The following is a 17137-nucleotide window of genomic DNA, read 5'->3' on the forward strand; positions in this document are numbered from 1 at the left end:
TGGCAGTTTGCAAAAATTTGCAAGCCGCTTCTGCAAAATCTGCAAATATTTTGCGGCCTTCTGCCGCGCGACTGCCCGAGAGACTTGCCGCATCGCGCGCCCCGCCGTACGCCACGGTCAACACGCACGAGGAGGACAGGACGATGGGGTACTCAGACACATATGCGCGCTGGCAGGCGGATCCGGACGGGTTCTGGATGGAGGCCGCACAAGGCATCGACTGGGACACAGCCCCGACAAAGGCGCTGCATGACCTTGGCGACAACATGTACGAGTGGTTTGCCGATGGCACCACGAACACCTGCTGGAACGCCGTTGACCGTCATGTCGAAGCGGGCCGTGGGGATCAGGTGGCGATCATCCATGACAGCCCGATCACCGGGACGATCCACAAGATCACCTATTCCGAACTGAAAGACCGCGTGGCCAGCCTTGCCGGGGCGCTGCGCGCCAAGGGCATCGAGAAAGGCGACCGCGTCATCATCTATATGCCGATGGTGCCCGAGGCGGTTGAGGCCATGCTGGCCTGTTCGCGGCTTGGGGCGGTGCATTCGGTGGTGTTTGGCGGCTTTGCGGCAAACGAACTGGCGGTGCGCATTGATGACGCGCAGCCCAAGGCGATCATCGCCGCGTCCTGCGGGTTGGAGCCGGGGCGCGTGGTGCATTACAAGCCGTTGTTGGACGGGGCGATTGACCTGGCCACGCACAAGCCGGATTTCTGCGTGATTTTTCAGCGTGAACAGGAAGTGGCGGCGCTGATCGAGGGGCGCGACTACGACTGGCACGGGTTCCAGGCCGGGGTTGCACCGGCGGAGTGCGTGATGGTTGAAGGCAACCATCCGTCCTACATCCTGTATACCTCCGGCACCACGGGCCAGCCCAAGGGTGTGATCCGTCACACGGGCGGACAGCTTGTGGCGCTGAACTGGACCATGAAGGCGATCTACAATGTGGACCCCGGAGACGTGTTCTGGGCGGCCTCGGACGTGGGCTGGGTCGTGGGACACAGCTATATCTGCTACGCGCCGCTGATCCATGGCAACACCACCATCGTCTTTGAAGGTAAGCCCGTGGGCACACCGGATGCGGGCACTTTCTGGCGGGTGATTTCCGAGCATAAGGTAAATAGTTTCTTCACCGCGCCGACCGCGTTCCGCGCTGTCAAACGCGAAGACCCGAAAGGAGAGTTCGTCCGGAAATACGATCTGTCCTGTCTGGAACAGGTCTACCTTGCGGGCGAGCGCGCCGATCCGGACACGATTGTCTGGGCGCAGGACCAGCTTGGCGTGCCGGTTGTCGACCATTGGTGGCAGACCGAAACCGGTTGGGCGATTGCGGCCAATCCGCTGGGCATCGAAGCCTTGCCGATCAAGCTGGGATCGCCGTCGGTGCCGATGCCCGGTTATGACGTGCAGATCCTGGATGAGGGCGGCACTCCGGTTGCCAATGGCGAATTGGGGGCGATCGCGATCAAGCTGCCATTGCCGCCGGGCACCCTGCCCACGCTTTGGAATGCCGAGGCGCGCTACAAGAAGAGCTACCTGACCACCTATCCCGGCTATTACGAAACCGGGGATGCGGGGATGATGGATGAAGATGGCTATCTTTACATCATGGCGCGCACCGATGACGTGATCAACGTGGCGGGACACCGGTTGTCGACCGGCGCGATGGAAGAGGTTCTGGCGGGCCACCCGGACGTCGCGGAATGCGCGGTGATCGGGGTGACGGATCAGCTCAAGGGTCAGATGCCGATGGGGTTTGTCTGCCTCAACTCGGGCACCGAAAAGGCCGAGGCCGATGTGACCGCGGAATGTGTGAAGCTGGTCCGCGAAAAGATCGGGCCGGTCGCAGCGTTCAAGCTGTGCTGCGTGGTGGATCGTCTGCCCAAGACGCGGTCCGGCAAGATCCTGCGGGCGACCATGGTCAAGATTGCCGACAATGAAGAGTACAAGATGCCGGCAACGATTGATGATCCCGCCATTCTGGACGAGATCAAAACGGCGTTGCAGGGCTTGGGCTACGCGAAGGGATAGTGGTCTCGGATCAGGCTGCGCCTGATCCGATCCGCTGGGGGCGTTGCCCCCAGACCCCCAAGGTATTTTGAAAACAGAGACATGCAGGCCTGCCCTTTCGTAGGGGATCAGCGTCATGTCCGGCGCGTCTTCTGGCAGACAAGGCCGCAAAAAAAGGGCGCCCGCTTGGGACGCCCTTGATCGATTTTATTGTGCTGCGCTTATTCGCTTTGCGCGATGGTCAGCGCCACGAAGCGGGGATCGCCACCACGGCGCACCAGGAGCAGGATCGACTTGCGACCGGCCTCGGACGCCTCTTCGATGCGCTCTTCCAGATCGGAGAGTGCAAGCACCTGAGCCTGACCGGCTTCGGTGATCACGTCCCCGGCACGCAGGCCTTTTTCGAACGCTTCCGAGGTTTCGTCCACGTCCACCACGGCCAGCCCCTTGGCGCTGTCTGGCACTTCCAGCTGTTCGCGGATTTCTGCGGTCAGCGGGCTGAGGGTCAGGCCCATAAGGTCCATGGATTGCGGTGCGTCGTCTTCCTCGACCGGCTGCGAGGCAGGGACGGCTTCGGCTTCTTCGCGGCGGCCCAGGGTGACCAGCAATGTCTGGGTTTCGCCGTTGCGGTTCACAACCACGCGCACGGCTTTGCCGACGGCGGTGTTGCCCACCTGGCGGACCAGACCACGGGTGTCTTCGACGTCCCGGCCATCGAAGCTGATGATCACGTCACCGGCCTGCATTCCGGCTTCCATGGCAGGTCCTTCGGGCACGTCAGAGACCAGCGCGCCCTTGGCTTCTTCGAGACCCAGCGCGTCTGCGACATCGTCGGTCACGTCCTGGATGCGGACACCGAGCCAGCCGCGACGGGTTTCGCCGAATTCCTGCAGCTGATCCACCACGCGGGTGACCACGTTGGAGGCCATCGAAAAGCCGATGCCGATGGAGCCGCCATTGGGCGACAGGATCGCCGTGTTCACGCCGATCACGTCGCCATCCATGTTGAACAACGGCCCCCCCGAGTTACCGCGGTTGATGGCGGCGTCGGTCTGGATGTAATCGTCATAGGTGCCCGACAGCGCCCGGTTGCGGGCCGAGACGATGCCTGCAGAGACCGAGAAGCCCTGCCCCAGCGGGTTGCCCATCGCCATCACCCAATCGCCCACGCGGGCGGTGTCGCTGTCGCCGAAGCTGACGAACTTCAGTGGCTCATCGCTTTCGACCTTGAGCAGGGCGATGTCGGTGTTCGGATCGGTGCCCACGATTTCGGCGGGCAGCTCGAACCCTTCGAAAAATTCGATCAGCACTTCGTCCGCGCCTTCGATCACGTGGTTGTTGGTGACAATGTAGCCATCTTCCGAGATCACGAAGCCCGAGCCCAGTGCAGACGACCGGCGTGGGCGGTCGCCGTTGCCCCCGCGATCCTGGAATTCACGGAAGAAATCTTCGAAGGGCGAGCCGTCAGGCACGATGCCCTGTGGGCCGGTGCGGCCTGCAACGGTTGTGGATGTGGTGATGTTGACCACCGCCGGGCTGATCTGCTCTGCCAGTTCAGCAAAGCTTTCCCGCGCGTGTCCCATCAGCGATTGTGCCACAATGAGAACCATCGAAAGGGATGTGAGCCAGAACAGACGCAATGGCGTCGCCTTGTCCTGATCGATTGAAATTGCCTGTGAGGTCAAGGGAAACTCCTTCGTCATTGGCGGCGGGTTCTACGCCCTCCACCTGCCTTACATGATGTGTATGTAGGTGTGGTTCTGCAACACGCAAATGCGAAATCGGCTGTTCAAGCGGATGTGAGTTGAATGTGACGTCACGCGATCTGTGCGTGCAGGGATCAAAAACTCTTTAATATCCATAACATCGCCACCCCTGCAGCGATGGCGGACACTCCGATCAGGCGGCGCATGTCCAACGGCATGGCGCGCATGGCCTCAAGCATACGCTCAATAAGCGAAGGGGCCAGCGCATAGGCCAGCCCCTCGATAATCAGCACAAGGGCAATGCCCAGGAGGATCGTTTCGATCAATTCCCGGCCCCTGTACCCGTGTCAGTGTCGGTGTCTGTGGCCGGTGCGGGTGCTGCCGGTGCCGTGCCAGCCGGAGGCAGGGCGATCCGGGCCGCGTCCGCTTCGGAGATGCCGCCACCGGCGCCGTCTGCGGATTTCAGGTAGTTGAAGAACTCGCTGTCCGGGGCCATCACGAAGGTGGAGTTTTCACCGCGCAACGACCGCTGGTAGGCTGTCAGAGAACGGTAGAATTCAAAGAATTCCGCGTCCTGGCTGAATGCCGTTGCGAAGATGTTGTTGCGGCGGGCGTCAGCCTCACCTCGGATAATCTCGGCTTCGCGGTTGGCGTCGGAAACAAGCTCCACCACCGTCCGGTCGGCCTGTGCACGCACACGCTGGGCGGCTTCGTTACCACGGGCGCGTTCGTCGGTCGCTTCACGTTCCCGTTCCGCCCGCATCCGTTCGAAGGTCGCATCGAGGTTTTCTGCCGGAAGGTCGGTGCGCTTGAGACGGACGTCGATGATTTCGACCCCAAGGCTGCGCGCCTCCTGAATGGCCCCGTTGCGGATGCGCAGCATCAGCGCGGCGCGGTCCGAGCTCAGGATGTCGTTGGACGACACCGAGCCGAGCACTTCGCGGGTTTCCGCACGCAGGATCGAGTCCAGACGGTTTTCAGCGGTTGCGATCCCGCCCACACCAACGGCCTGACGGAACTGGTTCACGTCGGCGATCCGGTAACGGGCAAAGGCGTCAACCACCAGGCGCCGGTCATCGAGCGGCGTGATTTCCAGCGGGTCGATATCGCGGCTCAGGATGCGGTCGTCATAGCGCACCACTTCCTGGATCAGCGGGATCTTGAAGGCCAGACCCGGATCTTCCTTGACCGCGACAACCCGGCCAAATTGCAGAACAAGCGCGTTTTCACGTTCGTCGACGATAAAGAGCGACGACAGGATCCCGGCAATTGCCAGTACGGCAACGGGCAACAGATACGTTGTTTTTCGCATTAGTTTGTCCCCCCGGTCGCGCCACGACGCAGTTCGTTCAACGGCAGGTATGGCACAACGCCATTGCCGCTGCCTTCGGCGCTTTCATCCAGAATGATCTTGTCCACGCGGCCAAGCACCTCTTCCATGGTTTCCAAATACAGACGCTTGCGCGTCACTTCCGGCGCGTTGCGGTATTCGCCAAGAACCGCGAGGAAACGGCTGGCTTCACCTTCGGCTTCGTTCACCACGCGGGCGCGGTACCCTTCGGCCTGTTCGAGAAGCTGTGCGGCTTCACCGCGCGCTTCGGCCAGAACCCGGTTGGCATAGGCATCGGCCACGTTCTGCAGCCGGTCGCGTTCCTGTTCAGCGGCCTGAACATCGCGGAAGGCGGCAATCACCGATTCCGGCGGGTCGGCCTTGTCAAAGTTCACACGAATGATGGTCACGCCGGAGTTGTAGCTGTCCAGCGTCGACTGGATCAGTTCCTGCAAGCGCGACGCAATCGAGCCACGGTCCCGGTTCAGGATCGGCGCAAGGTCGGACTGGGCGATGATTTCGCGCATGGCCGATTCACTCACAGCCCGGATTGTCGGGCGCGGATCACGCAGGTTGAACAGGTACTTGGCAGGATCGTTGATGTTCCAGACCACCTGGAAATCAATATCGACGATGTTTTCGTCCCCGGTCAGCATCAGGCCAGCGTCAGACCCGCGGGCCCCCACGCCGATGTCTTCGGTCTGTTCGCGCGTCACCGGCAGGATTTCTGCCGTCACAACGGGCCATGGGGCAAAGTTCAGACCCGGATTGCCGGTGGCGGAGTATTCGCCGAGGAACAGTTCAACGGACTGTTCTTCCGGTCGGACCGTGTAAAAGCTGGCCATGCCCCACAGGACAATGGCACCCACGATGCCCAGACCGATCATGCCGCGCGTGGGTTTGAACCCGTCGCCGCCATTGTTGCCACCGGACCCGTTTACACCGCCGCCACCACCGCGACCGCCCATCAGAACGCGCAGGCGTTCCTGACCTTTTTTCATCAGGTCGTCGATTTCGGGAATCTGCGGGCTGTTGTCATCATCAGGGCGTCGGCCTCCACCGTTGTTGCCGCCGCGTGGGCGATCGTCTTTGCCGCCGCCATTGTTACCGCCGCCGCCCCACGGGCCGCCACTGTTACCTGCCATCTGGTCTTTTCCCCTCTCGGAACATTCCGTCTTTAACTCTGTCTTTAACCTGTGCGTTAAGCTCAGGAATTCAAGCCGTGCGGTTCGGTTTGCGCATGGTCACAATCTCTTCGGACATGGTTGGGTGAACCGCAACCGTCCGGTCAAAATCTTCCTTGGTCGCCCCCATCTTTACGGCAATGCCCGCAAGCTGGATCATTTCGCCCGCCTGAGGCGCGACGATGTGGCAGCCCAGCACCTTGTCGCTTTCCTGGCTGACGATCAATTTCATCAACACGCGGCCCGGTTTGTCGGCAAAGGCCGACTGCATCGGGCGGAACGAGGTGCAGTAGACGTCAACCGGTTCCTTGTCGCGGGCCTGTTCCTCGGTCATGCCGACCGTGCCCAGTTCGGGCTGGGTGAACACGGCCGATGGAATCAGGTCGTGATCCACCGGGGTCGGGTTGCCATGGAACACGGTTTCGACAAACGCCATGCCTTCGCGGATCGCCACGGGCGTCAGGTTCACGCGGTCCGTGACATCGCCGATGGCGTAGATCGACGGCACCTTGGTCTGGCTGTATTCATCCACCTCGATCGCGCCGCCGCGCCCCAGAGTGACGCCCACATCCTCAAGCCCCATGTCATCGCTGTTCGGGCGACGACCGGTGGCGAACAGGACCTGATCGAACACCTTGATATGACCATTGGTCGATTTGACCTTCAGCGGACCTTCCTGCGGCGCGTCCTTGGCGGGCATGGCGTATTGCATCGCCTCGACCGGCGCGTCCATACCACCCTCTTCGTCATCGCCTTCGCGATACCGCTCCACTTCCACGATATTCGTGCCGGTGTGCAGATCGACGCCCTGCTCGCGCATGGATTCCGCGATCAGGCCGCGCGCTTCGTCATCAAAGCCGCGCAGGATCTGCGCGCCGCGGTAATACTGTGTGACCTCGACCCCGAGGCCGGACAGGATGCAGGCAAATTCGCAGGCAATGTATCCGCCGCCGATGATCAGGATGGATTTCGGCAGGGTTTCCAAGTTGAAGATATCATCCGACACGATGCCCAGATCCGCGTTGGGCAAGTCCGGACGCACCGGACGCCCGCCCGTGGCCACAAGGACATGCTTGGCGGTAAAGGTCTCTCCGGTGGACAATTCGACCGTATGCGCGTCTTTCAGGCGCGCGCGGGCGTCGTAGGTTGTCACGCCAGAGCCGTCGAGCAGCTTGCGATACACCCCTTCGAGCCGGTCCAGTTCGTTGTGCAGGCGGCCGGAAAAGGCGGACCAGTCGAAGCCGCCGTTCTTGATGTCCCATCCGTAATGGGTCGCTTCTTCGGTGATCCCGTCATAGCTGCTTGCAAAAACCATGAGCTTTTTCGGCACGCAGCCGCGGATGACACAGGTGCCGCCATAGCGGTCTTCCTCGGCAAGGGCGACCTTGGCACCGGCTTCGCTTGACGCGACCCGCGCTGCGCGGACTCCGCCAGAGCCGCCTCCGATCACAAAAAGATCATAGTCGAATTCGCTCATGGCCAGCTCCTGTTCCGTGCGCGCGAAGATATTTCATAAGGGGCGCGGGAAAGCCAGAGACCCGCACCACTGTTTTCAACGGCGCAACATTGCTTGGATGCCAATTGTTCCCTACCCTCGGCCTGACCCGGGAGGAAAGTTCCATGAAGCGCGACCGATATGACAACGCGTTGTCCACCGCATCGGATGCGGCCCGAGACCAGTATGTGACCGGCGTTGACCTGATCCTGTCGGGCAATGCCGGGATATCGCAGGCCTTCCAGGCCTCGATCGATGCGGACCCGGCGTTTGCGCTGGGGCATGTGGGGCTGGCCCGGGGGCTTCAGTTCGAAGGCGATATGCCCGCAGCACTGGCCGCAATGGCGGCGGCCAAGGCGTGCCCCGGCCCGTTCACCGCGCGCGAGGCCGGTCACATCACGGCGTTTGACCTGATGATTTCAGGCAAAACGGCGGAGGCATACACCGCGATCCGGGCGCATGTGGACGCCTACCCGCGCGACGCGCTTGTGGCGCAGACCTGCTCATCGGTGTTCGGCCTGATCGGGTTTTCCGGCAAACCCGGGCGCGAGGCCGAGATCCTGGCTTACACGGCGGCCCTGCTTCCGCATTACGGCGAGGATTGGTGGGCGCTGAGCCAATACGCGTTTGCGCTGTGCGAAAACGGCAATCCGGAGGCCGCATCGGCGCAGATCGACAGGTCACTGGCCCTAAATGACCGCAATGCCAATGCCGCGCATGTGCGCAGCCATATCTATTACGAGATGGGTGAGACGGAACTGGGCATCACGTACCTGACGGATTGGCTGGAGGCCTATGATCGCGCGGGATACCTCCATGGGCACCTGTCCTGGCACGCCGCACTTTGGTCGCTGGAGCAAGGCGACACGGACAGCATGTGGCAGCGCGTCGAACGCGATGTTCTGCCGGATGTGTCAGACGCGCTGCCGATCAACGTGCTGACCGACACCGCGTCGATCCTGTATCGTGCCGAATTGGCCGGAGTGCCGGTTCCCAGGGAAAAATGGCAGCAGATCAGCGCCTATGCGCGGCAGTTTTTTCCCAAGACCGGGTTGGGCTTTACCGATTTTCACGCGGCGATTGCGCATGCGATGGCCGGTGATGGCGATGCGCTGATGCAGATCATCACCACACCCAACCCGTCGACCGGCGATCTGGTGACGCCGGTGGCCGAAGCGTACCGCGCCTTAGCGGCCGAAAACTGGGCCGAGGGCACGCGGCTTCTGGTGTCGGCCATGGGCGATCACGCCCGGCTGGGGGGCAGCCGCGCGCAACGCGATGTGCTGGAGTTTTCGCTGCTCGGGGCGCTGTTGAAACAGGGCAAGGCGGACGAAGCGCAGCGGTTGCTGGCGCTGCGGCGTCCCGCGCTGGTGGGGATGCACGCGGTCCACGGCCTGACCGCGCATTGATGGGTGCGGCGTGACGAGCGTGGTCATCCGACCGGCCAGGGCGGCTGACGTGCCCGCCATCCGGGCCTGCGCCGAAGAGGCCTATGCGCCTTATGTTCCGCTGATCGGCCGCGCACCTGCACCGATGGTGGCGGATTTCGAGGCGCATGTGGCCAGGTCCGAGGTTTGGGTAGCCGAGATCGCCGGAGCGTTGGCCGGGTATGTGGTGTGTTTTCCCAAGGGGCCGGATATGTTTCTGGAAAATGTCGCCGTGCACACCGCGTTTTCGGGTGCCGGTATCGGGCGGGCTTTGATCGGGCAATGCGAAGCCTTGGCCCGCTCGTTGGGGCTGTCGCAGGTGACGTTGTACACCAATGTCAAAATGACGGCGAACCTGTCGCTTTATCCCTATCTGGGATATCGCGAAACGGATCGACGGAACGAAGACGGATTCGAGCGGGTGTATTTCCGCAAGACCCTGACGTAACGGTAAAAACCGGTCAGATGTCCGAAAAAAGATTGTCGCTTTCAACGAGGTTCACATGATCTTCGCTGACCGTGCCTTCGTTGATATCGCGGGTTTCCACTCGTCCGTCGGAATAGCCGATGATGACCTTGTCGCACAGGTCGATGAACAACCCGTTTTCAACGACGCCCGGCATCTGGTTCAGCGCCATGGCCAATTGCCGCGCATTGCCGATGCGGCTGAGATGCAGATCAAGGATGTGATTGCCTTCGTCCGTGACGAACGGTTTGTCGCCATTCATGCGCAGCGTGATCTTGCGGCCCATCACGTCGGTTGACACCAAAAGTTCCTCGACCAGCATCTGCGTGGTGGTCCAGCCAAAGGGGATCACCTCGATCGGGAGGGGGAAAGCCCCCAATGTGCCCACTTCCTTGGCGGCGTCGGCGATCACAACCACCTCTTCACTGGCGGCCGCAACGATCTTTTCGTGCAACAGCGCCCCGCCACCGCCCTTGATCAGGTTCAGATTGCCATCAAATTCATCCGCCCCGTCGATGGTGATGTTCAGGGTCTTCGCTTCGTCCAGCGTTATGACGTCGATCCCGGCATCGCGGGCCAGTTGCGCGGTGCGGGTGGAGGTCGGCACACCGGCGATGCGCAACCCTTCGTCGCGCACCCGGTCGCCAAGGTGACGCACCAGCCAAGCTGCGGTTGATCCGGTCCCAAGCCCGACGCGCATCCCGTCTTCAACCAGTTCGGCGGCGCGCTTGGCGGCAACGTATTTGGCCTTGTCGATTGGGGACAATTCTCCGGACATGAGCACGCTCCTTGGGGCAGACACCTGTGGGTTATAGGACGTCCGTGCAAAAGGCGCGAGACCGAATTGTCCGGGATGCCAATCGCCGGTGCCGGGCCTTGACCTGCGCCCGTGCGGGATGGGTCCGACCCCTACCCCGAGGACGCATCCGGCGTCGCGGTGTCCACAGGGCCAGCCGGAGGCAAGAGCGTGGTGTCGATCACCGGGATTTTCGGAAAGTAGATCGGTCGCGCCTCGACCAATCGGGGCACAAAGGCCCAGGCGATGATCGTCAGCGCCGCGGCAAACCACGCCAGCCTGTTGATGTTTTCTGTCATATGCGCCCCCGCAGCAATGGAGTTGCAGCGATCTTGCGCGCGAGAGGTAAAAGCGGCGTTAAACGCATCGTTTTTTCGCGCCCACCCGCCGCTTTCGCGGCTCAATCGGCGCGCGCGGCGCGATACACAGCGCTTTATGAGCGCTTACATCTTGTACTATGCCCCGGACAACGCATCGCTGATCATACGGTTGGCGCTGGAGGAGCTGCACGTGCCCTATACGCTGAGCCTTGTGGACCGACGGCAAGGCGCGCAGCACGGTGCGGCCTATAAATCCATCAACCCGGTGGGACGCATCCCGGCGCTAGAAACCGCGGACGGGCCGATGTTCGAAACCGCCGCCATCGGGTTGTGGCTGTCAGATCGGCATCGCGATCACGTGCGCCTGTCACCAGCGACCGACGCGCCGGAGCGGGGCCGCTTCCTGAGCTGGCTGTTCTTCCTGTCCAACACGGTGCATGCCGAATTGCGCAGCTTGTTCTATCCGCATCTGGTGGCTGGCCAAACGGCGTCGGCGCAGGCTGCGCTGTCGCAGCAGACGCGCATTAGTTTGAATCAACATTTCCAGGTCCTGAATGACCGCTATGCAGAGAACCGGCAGGAGGCCGACGCGCCGCTTTCGCTGTGCGATCTGTACCTCGCGGTCTTGCTGCGCTGGCCTGCGCTTTATCCGATGGATGCGGACAGAGGCTGGTTCGACCTGACACGCTGGCCCGCATTGCTTGACCTTGCGCGCCGCGTGGAAGCGCGGGACAGTGCGGCTTTGGTTGCGCAGGCGGAAGGGCTCGGTCCGACACCGTTTTCCAGCCCAAGCCTGCCAAATCCACCGGAAGGGAGCGCGGTTTAGCTATGTTTTTGTCTGTCTTCGACATGTTCAAGGTCGGCATTGGCCCGTCATCGTCCCACACGATGGGGCCGATGGTGGCAGCGGCCCGGTTTCTGGACCGCCTGCGCGCGGCCCCGTTTCAGGTTGCCGGTGTCAAAGCATCGCTCCACGGGTCGCTAGCCTTCACCGGTGTCGGGCATGCCACCGACCGCGCCACCATTCTGGGGCTCGCGGGGTTCCTGCCCGAACGCTACGACGCGACAAAAGCCGACGCCGCACTGGCGCAGATTCGGGAAACCCGGACCGTCCGGCCCGAGGGGTTGCCGGAATTGCGGTTCGATCCGGAGACCGACCTCCGCTTTGACTTTGGGCCAAACCTGCCCGGGCACGCCAACGGGATGATCCTGTCCGCCACCGACGCGCAGGGCGACGTGATCCTGCAGGACACGTATTATTCCATAGGCGGTGGGTTCGTCATGACCGCAGCAGAGCTTGCAGCGGGCAAGGATACCGATGACGGCGCGCCCGTGCCCTTCCCGTTCCATTCCGCCGCTGAAATGCTTGAAATGGCGTCGATTTCGCATTCCAGCATTGCAGATATGAAGCGCGCCAATGAGCTGACCCGCCGGTCGGCGGACGATTTGGACCGCGGCCTGCAGCGGCTCTGGGAGGTCATGACGGACTGCATCGACCGCGGGTTGGCCGCAGACGGTATCCTGCCCGGTGGATTGAACGTGAAACGCCGGGCCAAGGGCATTCATGAAAAGCTGTTGGCCGAGCGCGGGATGAACCTGACCGCGCCGCATACGATCAATGACTGGATGAGCGTCTACGCGATGGCGGTGAACGAGGAAAACGCGGCCGGCGGGCAGGTTGTGACCGCCCCGACCAATGGCGCGGCGGGGGTTTTGCCTGCCACCTTGCGCTACTACCTGGATCATGTGCCCGGCGCGACGCCGTCGCGTATTCCGGAATTTCTGCTGACCGCAGCGGCGATCGGCGGGCTGGTGAAATTCAACGCGTCGATCAGCGGGGCCGAAGCCGGGTGTCAGGCCGAGGTGGGCAGCGCCAGCGCCATGGCAGCAGCCGGGCTGTGCGCGGTTCTGGACGGCACCCCCGAGCAAATCGAGAACGCGGCGGAAATCGCGCTGGAGCATCATCTGGGCATGACCTGCGATCCGGTGAAAGGCCTTGTTCAGGTGCCGTGCATCGAACGCAACGGGCTTGGCGCGATCAAATCGGTGTCGGCTGCAAGCCTTGCGTTGCGGGGCGACGGCCAGCATCTGGTGCCGCTGGATGCGGCGATTGAAACCATGCGGCAAACCGGTTTGGACATGCACGAAAAGTACAAGGAAACGTCTCTGGGCGGGTTGGCGGTCAACATTCCCAACTGCTAGCGCCGCGTTCTGGCGCGGGAAATTGCTGTTTTGACCCTATCGAAAAGGAGAGCGTTGACACCCTTGCACAACCAAGGGTAGCGTCTGCCAATGACACAAGATCGCCCCACCCTTGGTATCCTGCTCATGCTGGGCTTTTGCGTGGTTGCCCCGATGGGCGACGCGCTTGCGAAACTCCTGTCCGACAAGGTGTCGCTGGGGCAACTTTTACTGGTGCGGTTCGGCGTTCAGGCGCTGGTCCTGATCCCGATTATCGCGATGACCGGACGTGTCTGGCGGATGTCCGGATCCGTGTTGTCGCTGACCGTGCTGCGGACTGTTCTGCATATCGTCGGGATCGGCATGATGGTGTCGGCGCTTTATTACCTGCCTTTGGCCGATGCGATCGCGATTGCCTTTGTCATGCCGTTCATCATGCTCCTGCTCGGGCATTATGTTCTGGGCGAAGAGGTTGGCATGCGGCGCATGATCGCCTGTGCGGTTGGCTTCGTGGGCACGTTGCTGGTGGTGCAGCCGTCGTTCCAGCAGGTCGGTTGGCCCGCGCTGCTGCCGTTGGGTGTGGCGATCAACTTCTCGTTGTTCATGCTGGTCACCCGCAAGATCGCCAAAGAAACCGATCCGATTGGATTGCAGGCGGTCTCGGGCGTTATGGCGGTGGCGATGATGGCCCCCGTGATCTTTTTGGTGCCGGGCGTATCGGCCCCGATTCTTGCCTGGGATGCCGGGGTCGGTCAGGTGACGTGGACGCTGCTTCTGGCCATTGGATTGGCCGGGACGCTGGCACATTTGCTGATGACCTGGTCGCTGCGCTATGCGCCGTCGGCCACGGTGGCCCCCATGCAATACCTGGAGATTCCGATTGCGACGATCATCGGCTTTATCGTGTTCGCCGATCTGCCGAACACCATGGCCTCCGTCGGGATCGCGATCACCATCGCATCGGGGCTTTATATCGTGCTCAGAGAGCAGGCCATAAGCCGTCAGCCTGCACCAGAGCCGTCGCAAGCTGCGCGCGTTCCTGCACCGGCAGAATAAGCAACATTCCCGCGCCATCCATACGAAGCGTGACCGGTCCGTCTGCCTTGTTCGAGGTGCCCACGCGGCGGTCCGGTGAAAAACGCAGCCCGTCAATTGGCCAGCGCAACCCTGTAGAGCGCCCGGTGACGGCGCGCATGGGGAACAGCGACACGCGGGTTTCGGGCGCGAGGTCCAGCTCTATCCGCGGCGGCAGGTGCAGCACGACATCGTCCTGTCCGACAAGCAGAATTGCCCGGTGCGGGAACCGCGCCAGCACGGTCATGGCAGCCAGCAGGTGATCCACCTGCCCGCCCAGAAAGCCGATCCCGACCACCAGTGGTGCCGAGATCGAACGCAGCGCCTTGTCAAAATCTGTGCTGTCCTGTTCCGCGATATGGTGAACGCGGTCTGCGGGTATGGCGGCGCGCGTGGCGTCAGACACCGAATCCAGATCACCGATCAGCGCATCGGGAACCCGTCCGACCTGCATCAGCCAGTCTGCCCCGCTGTCAGCGGCGACAACGGTTCGAAACTCATTCAATAATTCGGAAAGCTGCGCATTGTCGCCAATTGCGCCACCAACCAGCAAAACTGGTTCGTCAGAGAAAACAATCGCCGTGTTCATGGCCAATTAATGGCGAAAGGCGAAACAGATCACAATCAGGTCACGAAATGATACCGTCCGAGGCACAGATTCGATATGCTTTGGTCTTGGTAAACGGGCACCCAGATCATCGCAGAATTTTGGAAAGCGAGTGTTGGTATGGTCAGTTCCAATAAAATACTCACGGTATCCTACGGTACCTTCTCATGTACGCTGGAAGGGTTTGATAACTCTTTCGACACCATGAAGGCGATTGCGGAATACTTCCGTGACCTGGCGCAGGACGACCGGTATTTCGGGGCCGAACCTCCGACACCTGATGCGGAAATGCTGGCACGGATCGCGGAACGCGAGATCGAACGCCGCGTGGAAGCGCGGTTCGAACAAGGAAATCTGGTTCTGCGCCCGACAGATGAGGACAAGTCGCCGCGCGGGGATGTCGCGACGGACACATCGACGGGTGCAGCTCTTGTGGGCGCGGCAGCCGGTGCGGCTGCCACCGGTCTGGTTGCCGCGAACACGCTTGATGACACGTCAGAGGCTGCAGAGGATGATGTCTCCCTAGATGTCGCCCTCGACGACGATACAGATGTCGACGCCGACGCGATTTCGGCACTCATGCTCGAGGACGAGGCACCGCAAGAAATATCCCTGTCGACCGATGACGCTGTTGCCGATTTGGACGGCTCAGATGAGCTTTTGATTGAATCGGTCGAGGTTGAAGAGCCAGAGGCCGAAGCGGCACAGGCACCGGATGCCGGGGACGATTCCCAGAGCATTGAAGACTTCATCGCGGCGCAGTCCAATCCGGACGATATGCCTGCCGAAGTCGCCGCGGAAATCGACACACCTGATGTTGAGGTGATGGAAGACGTCGACGCAGCACAGCCCGTGACAGACAGCGTGGCCGAGAAGCTCCAGCGCATTCGCGCGGTGGTGGCGTCGAAACCAGCGGCAGAGCCGGATTACATCGAAGACGAACACGCGATGTCGGGTCCGGATGGCGACGGCGTTGATGAAAACGACGCGATTGATGTTGTGGCAGGCCTTGCCGCGCTGGACGACGCGCATGCGGACACCGCTGAGCCTGCGCCGCAGGAGGCCCCGGTGGCCGAGGCCGCGCTGGATGATGCGGATGACAACCTCTTCACCGATACGATTGCCGCCCTCGTCAACGACGAAATCGACAGCGATGACGAAGATGAAGCGATCCTTCCGGACGTGCCTTACGAGGATGACGCCACAGCCGAGGTTGATGCCCCAGAAACGCTGGACGAAATCGCGGCGCTGCGTGCCAAGATCGCAGAGCTGGAGGCTCAGGCCGCAGCGGCGCAGGACGCCGGTGACGATGCTGAAGACACGCCCGTTGTTTCGGATGGGCCACTCGTGCTTGCGGCGGAAGACGCTGTTCCCGTCGAAGACAGCGCAGAGGACGACGCAGTCGAGGCCCCGCGCCCCATCGTGGCGCGCGTCAACAAGGCCAAGCGCAGCGACGTTGAGGCCGCTTTGGCAGCTGGCGCGCTGGAAGAATACGACGATGAGGATGACGTCGAAGACACATCCGAAGCGCCGGACGCGACCCCGGTTCCGGGTGCAGATGACAGTTCTCTGACGGCAGAACAGGAAGCAGAGCTGGCACGCGAGCTGGCAGAGCTTCAGGCCGAAATCGAAGATGATGACGATTGGGATTTCGACGTCGCGGACGATAGCGCAGAGCTGTCCGAGGAGTCCGAAGACGATGACACCCCCGCATTGAGCGCGGACGCCGAGGCAGAGGCCGAAGCCAATATTCGCAAGGCTGTGAAACTCACCAGCCCGGCGCGTGCGATGCTGACGGATTCGCCGATTGAAGAAGACGCGTCCTCGGTGGACCGGTTGATCGACCAGACCGAAACCGAAATGGACGAGCCCGAAGGCAACCGCCGCCGCAGCGCGATTGCGCATCTGCGGGCGGCTGTTGCGGCCACCAAGGCGGATCGCCTGTTGGGGCTTGGCAAGAAAACCGATGACCAGGAAGAACCTTACCGCGAAGATCTGGCGGATGCGGTGCGCCCGCGTCGCCCGGTGGTGACCCAGTCCCGGTCGGAACGCCCGGCCCCTGTGCGCCCTGCCCCGCTCAAGTTGGTGGCCGAACAGCGCGTCGATGCCGAAGAGGACGCCGCCGCAACCACCCCGATCCGTCCACGCCGCGTCATGCGCAGCGCCGATGTGGCCGATGCGTCCGAAACACTGGACGGCGCAGATGGCGAAGGCTTTGCCGAGTTTGCCGAAAATGCCGGCGCGAACACCCTGCCAGAGCTTCTGGAGGCAGCCGCCGCTTATATGTCATTCGTTGAAGGCCGCGATCAGTTCTCGCGTCCGCAATTGATGACCAAGCTGCATCAGGCCGAAGGGGATGCAAGCTCTCGGGAAGAGCGGCTGCGCAGCTTTGGCCAGTTGTTGCGTGAAGGCAAAATCGAAAAGAAAGGCGGCGGACGGTTTACGGCGTCAGACAGCATCGGGTTCAAACCCTCTGCCCGCGCCGCCGGGTAAGACATCAAAGGGGCCTTCGGGCCCCTTTTTCTTTGAACCGGGA

At 62.0% G+C, this 17137-nt stretch carries 15 protein-coding genes; 7 read left to right on the top strand and 8 right to left on the bottom strand.

The genetic code is table 11. The features are described from left to right. Positions 1 to 143 precede the first annotated feature (143 nt). On the top strand, positions 144 to 2036 hold the full coding sequence (gene prpE, locus MWU54_RS03130; protein WP_247080711.1) for a propionate-CoA ligase PrpE: 1893 nt from the start codon (positions 144 to 146) through the stop codon (positions 2034 to 2036). Between the two features lie 200 nt (positions 2037 to 2236). Here the strand turns inward: prpE and MWU54_RS03135 are convergent, their stop codons facing one another. The 5 genes from MWU54_RS03135 to MWU54_RS03155 all read right to left on the bottom strand — a co-directional run bounded on the left by MWU54_RS03135 (position 2237) and on the right by MWU54_RS03155 (position 7712). Next, entirely contained in the window at positions 2237 to 3700 is a 1464-nt protein-coding gene (locus tag MWU54_RS03135; RefSeq protein WP_247080712.1) for a DegQ family serine endoprotease, read from the bottom strand. Between the two features lie 155 nt (positions 3701 to 3855). Further along, the gene (locus MWU54_RS03140) at positions 3856 to 4047 is read right to left on the bottom strand and encodes a DUF2065 family protein (protein WP_247080713.1); all 192 of its coding nucleotides are present in this window, start codon (positions 4045 to 4047) and stop codon (positions 3856 to 3858) included. Beyond that, a complete protein-coding gene (locus tag MWU54_RS03145) occupies positions 4044 to 5033 on the bottom strand; it encodes a protease modulator HflC (protein ID WP_247080714.1) in 990 nt (329 codons plus the stop codon). Before MWU54_RS03145 ends, MWU54_RS03140 begins: the two co-directional genes overlap by 4 nt. Beyond that, a complete protein-coding gene (gene hflK / locus MWU54_RS03150) occupies positions 5033 to 6196 on the bottom strand; it encodes an FtsH protease activity modulator HflK (RefSeq protein WP_247080715.1) in 1164 nt (387 codons plus the stop codon). Before hflK ends, MWU54_RS03145 begins: the two co-directional genes overlap by 1 nt. A 70-nt stretch (positions 6197 to 6266) precedes the next feature. Then, complete coding sequence (locus tag MWU54_RS03155) at positions 6267 to 7712, bottom strand: FAD-dependent oxidoreductase (RefSeq protein WP_247080716.1); 1446 nt, start codon at positions 7710 to 7712, stop codon at positions 6267 to 6269. 143 nt (positions 7713 to 7855) lie between these two features. Here MWU54_RS03155 and MWU54_RS03160 point away from each other — a divergent pair, with 143 nt between their 5' ends. Continuing rightward, positions 7856 to 9139 carry a tetratricopeptide repeat protein gene (locus MWU54_RS03160; RefSeq protein WP_247080717.1) on the top strand — a complete coding sequence of 428 codons (1284 nt, stop codon included), beginning with the start codon at positions 7856 to 7858 and terminating at the stop codon, positions 9137 to 9139. 10 nt (positions 9140 to 9149) lie between these two features. Then, complete coding sequence (locus tag MWU54_RS03165) at positions 9150 to 9605, top strand: GNAT family N-acetyltransferase (RefSeq protein ID WP_247080719.1); 456 nt, start codon at positions 9150 to 9152, stop codon at positions 9603 to 9605. 13 nt (positions 9606 to 9618) lie between these two features. Here MWU54_RS03165 and rpiA read toward each other — a convergent pair whose 3' ends face one another. Both rpiA and MWU54_RS03175 read right to left on the bottom strand, forming a co-directional pair. After that, positions 9619 to 10401, bottom strand: a complete 783-nt coding sequence (rpiA, locus tag MWU54_RS03170) for a ribose-5-phosphate isomerase RpiA (RefSeq protein ID WP_247080720.1) — start codon at positions 10399 to 10401, stop codon at positions 9619 to 9621. Positions 10402 to 10532: 131 nt separating this feature from the next. Beyond that, positions 10533 to 10718, bottom strand: a complete 186-nt coding sequence (locus MWU54_RS03175; protein WP_247080721.1) for a hypothetical protein — start codon at positions 10716 to 10718, stop codon at positions 10533 to 10535. 136 nt (positions 10719 to 10854) lie between these two features. Here MWU54_RS03175 and MWU54_RS03180 point away from each other — a divergent pair, with 136 nt between their 5' ends. The 3 genes from MWU54_RS03180 (at position 10855) to MWU54_RS03190 (ending at position 13976) form a co-directional block, all read left to right on the top strand. Further along, positions 10855 to 11565 carry a glutathione S-transferase family protein gene (locus MWU54_RS03180; protein ID WP_247080722.1) on the top strand — a complete coding sequence of 237 codons (711 nt, stop codon included), beginning with the start codon at positions 10855 to 10857 and terminating at the stop codon, positions 11563 to 11565. A gap of 2 nt (positions 11566 to 11567) precedes the next feature. Next, the gene (locus MWU54_RS03185) at positions 11568 to 12941 is read left to right on the top strand and encodes an L-serine ammonia-lyase (RefSeq protein WP_247080723.1); all 1374 of its coding nucleotides are present in this window, start codon (positions 11568 to 11570) and stop codon (positions 12939 to 12941) included. 90 nt (positions 12942 to 13031) lie between these two features. Beyond that, positions 13032 to 13976: a DMT family transporter gene (locus tag MWU54_RS03190; protein WP_247080724.1), complete on the top strand. Its 945-nt coding sequence runs from the start codon at positions 13032 to 13034 to the stop codon at positions 13974 to 13976. On the opposite strand, the gene MWU54_RS03195 is transcribed toward MWU54_RS03190, so the two are convergent. Further along, positions 13900 to 14583 carry a thiamine diphosphokinase gene (locus MWU54_RS03195; RefSeq protein ID WP_247080726.1) on the bottom strand — a complete coding sequence of 228 codons (684 nt, stop codon included), beginning with the start codon at positions 14581 to 14583 and terminating at the stop codon, positions 13900 to 13902. The genes MWU54_RS03190 and MWU54_RS03195 overlap by 77 nt on opposite strands. Before the next feature lie 222 nt (positions 14584 to 14805). Between MWU54_RS03195 and MWU54_RS03200 the strand changes: the two genes are divergently transcribed. Next, positions 14806 to 17094 (top strand): hypothetical protein, encoded by a 2289-nt coding sequence (locus MWU54_RS03200; RefSeq protein ID WP_247080727.1) that lies wholly within the window; start codon positions 14806 to 14808, stop codon positions 17092 to 17094. The last annotated feature ends 43 nt before the right edge of the window (positions 17095 to 17137 follow it).

The sequence above is a fragment of the Marivita sp. S6314 genome, from assembly GCF_023015985.1.
Classification (GTDB): domain Bacteria; phylum Pseudomonadota; class Alphaproteobacteria; order Rhodobacterales; family Rhodobacteraceae; genus Marivita.

Coding starts and splice junctions, on each gene's coding strand:
- MWU54_RS03175 (WP_247080721.1), bottom strand. CDS start 10,718: ATGACAGAAAACATCAACAGGCTGGCGTGGTTTGCCGCGGCGCTGACG.
- MWU54_RS03180 (WP_247080722.1), top strand. CDS start 10,855: ATGAGCGCTTACATCTTGTACTATGCCCCGGACAACGCATCGCTGATC.
- MWU54_RS03185 (WP_247080723.1), top strand. CDS start 11,568: ATGTTTTTGTCTGTCTTCGACATGTTCAAGGTCGGCATTGGCCCGTCA.
- hflK (WP_247080715.1), bottom strand. CDS start 6,196: ATGGCAGGTAACAGTGGCGGCCCGTGGGGCGGCGGCGGTAACAATGGC.
- prpE (WP_247080711.1), top strand. CDS start 144: ATGGGGTACTCAGACACATATGCGCGCTGGCAGGCGGATCCGGACGGG.
- MWU54_RS03190 (WP_247080724.1), top strand. CDS start 13,032: ATGACACAAGATCGCCCCACCCTTGGTATCCTGCTCATGCTGGGCTTT.
- MWU54_RS03145 (WP_247080714.1), bottom strand. CDS start 5,033: ATGCGAAAAACAACGTATCTGTTGCCCGTTGCCGTACTGGCAATTGCC.
- MWU54_RS03160 (WP_247080717.1), top strand. CDS start 7,856: ATGAAGCGCGACCGATATGACAACGCGTTGTCCACCGCATCGGATGCG.
- rpiA (WP_247080720.1), bottom strand. CDS start 10,401: ATGTCCGGAGAATTGTCCCCAATCGACAAGGCCAAATACGTTGCCGCC.
- MWU54_RS03200 (WP_247080727.1), top strand. CDS start 14,806: ATGAAGGCGATTGCGGAATACTTCCGTGACCTGGCGCAGGACGACCGG.
- MWU54_RS03155 (WP_247080716.1), bottom strand. CDS start 7,712: ATGAGCGAATTCGACTATGATCTTTTTGTGATCGGAGGCGGCTCTGGC.
- MWU54_RS03195 (WP_247080726.1), bottom strand. CDS start 14,583: ATGAACACGGCGATTGTTTTCTCTGACGAACCAGTTTTGCTGGTTGGT.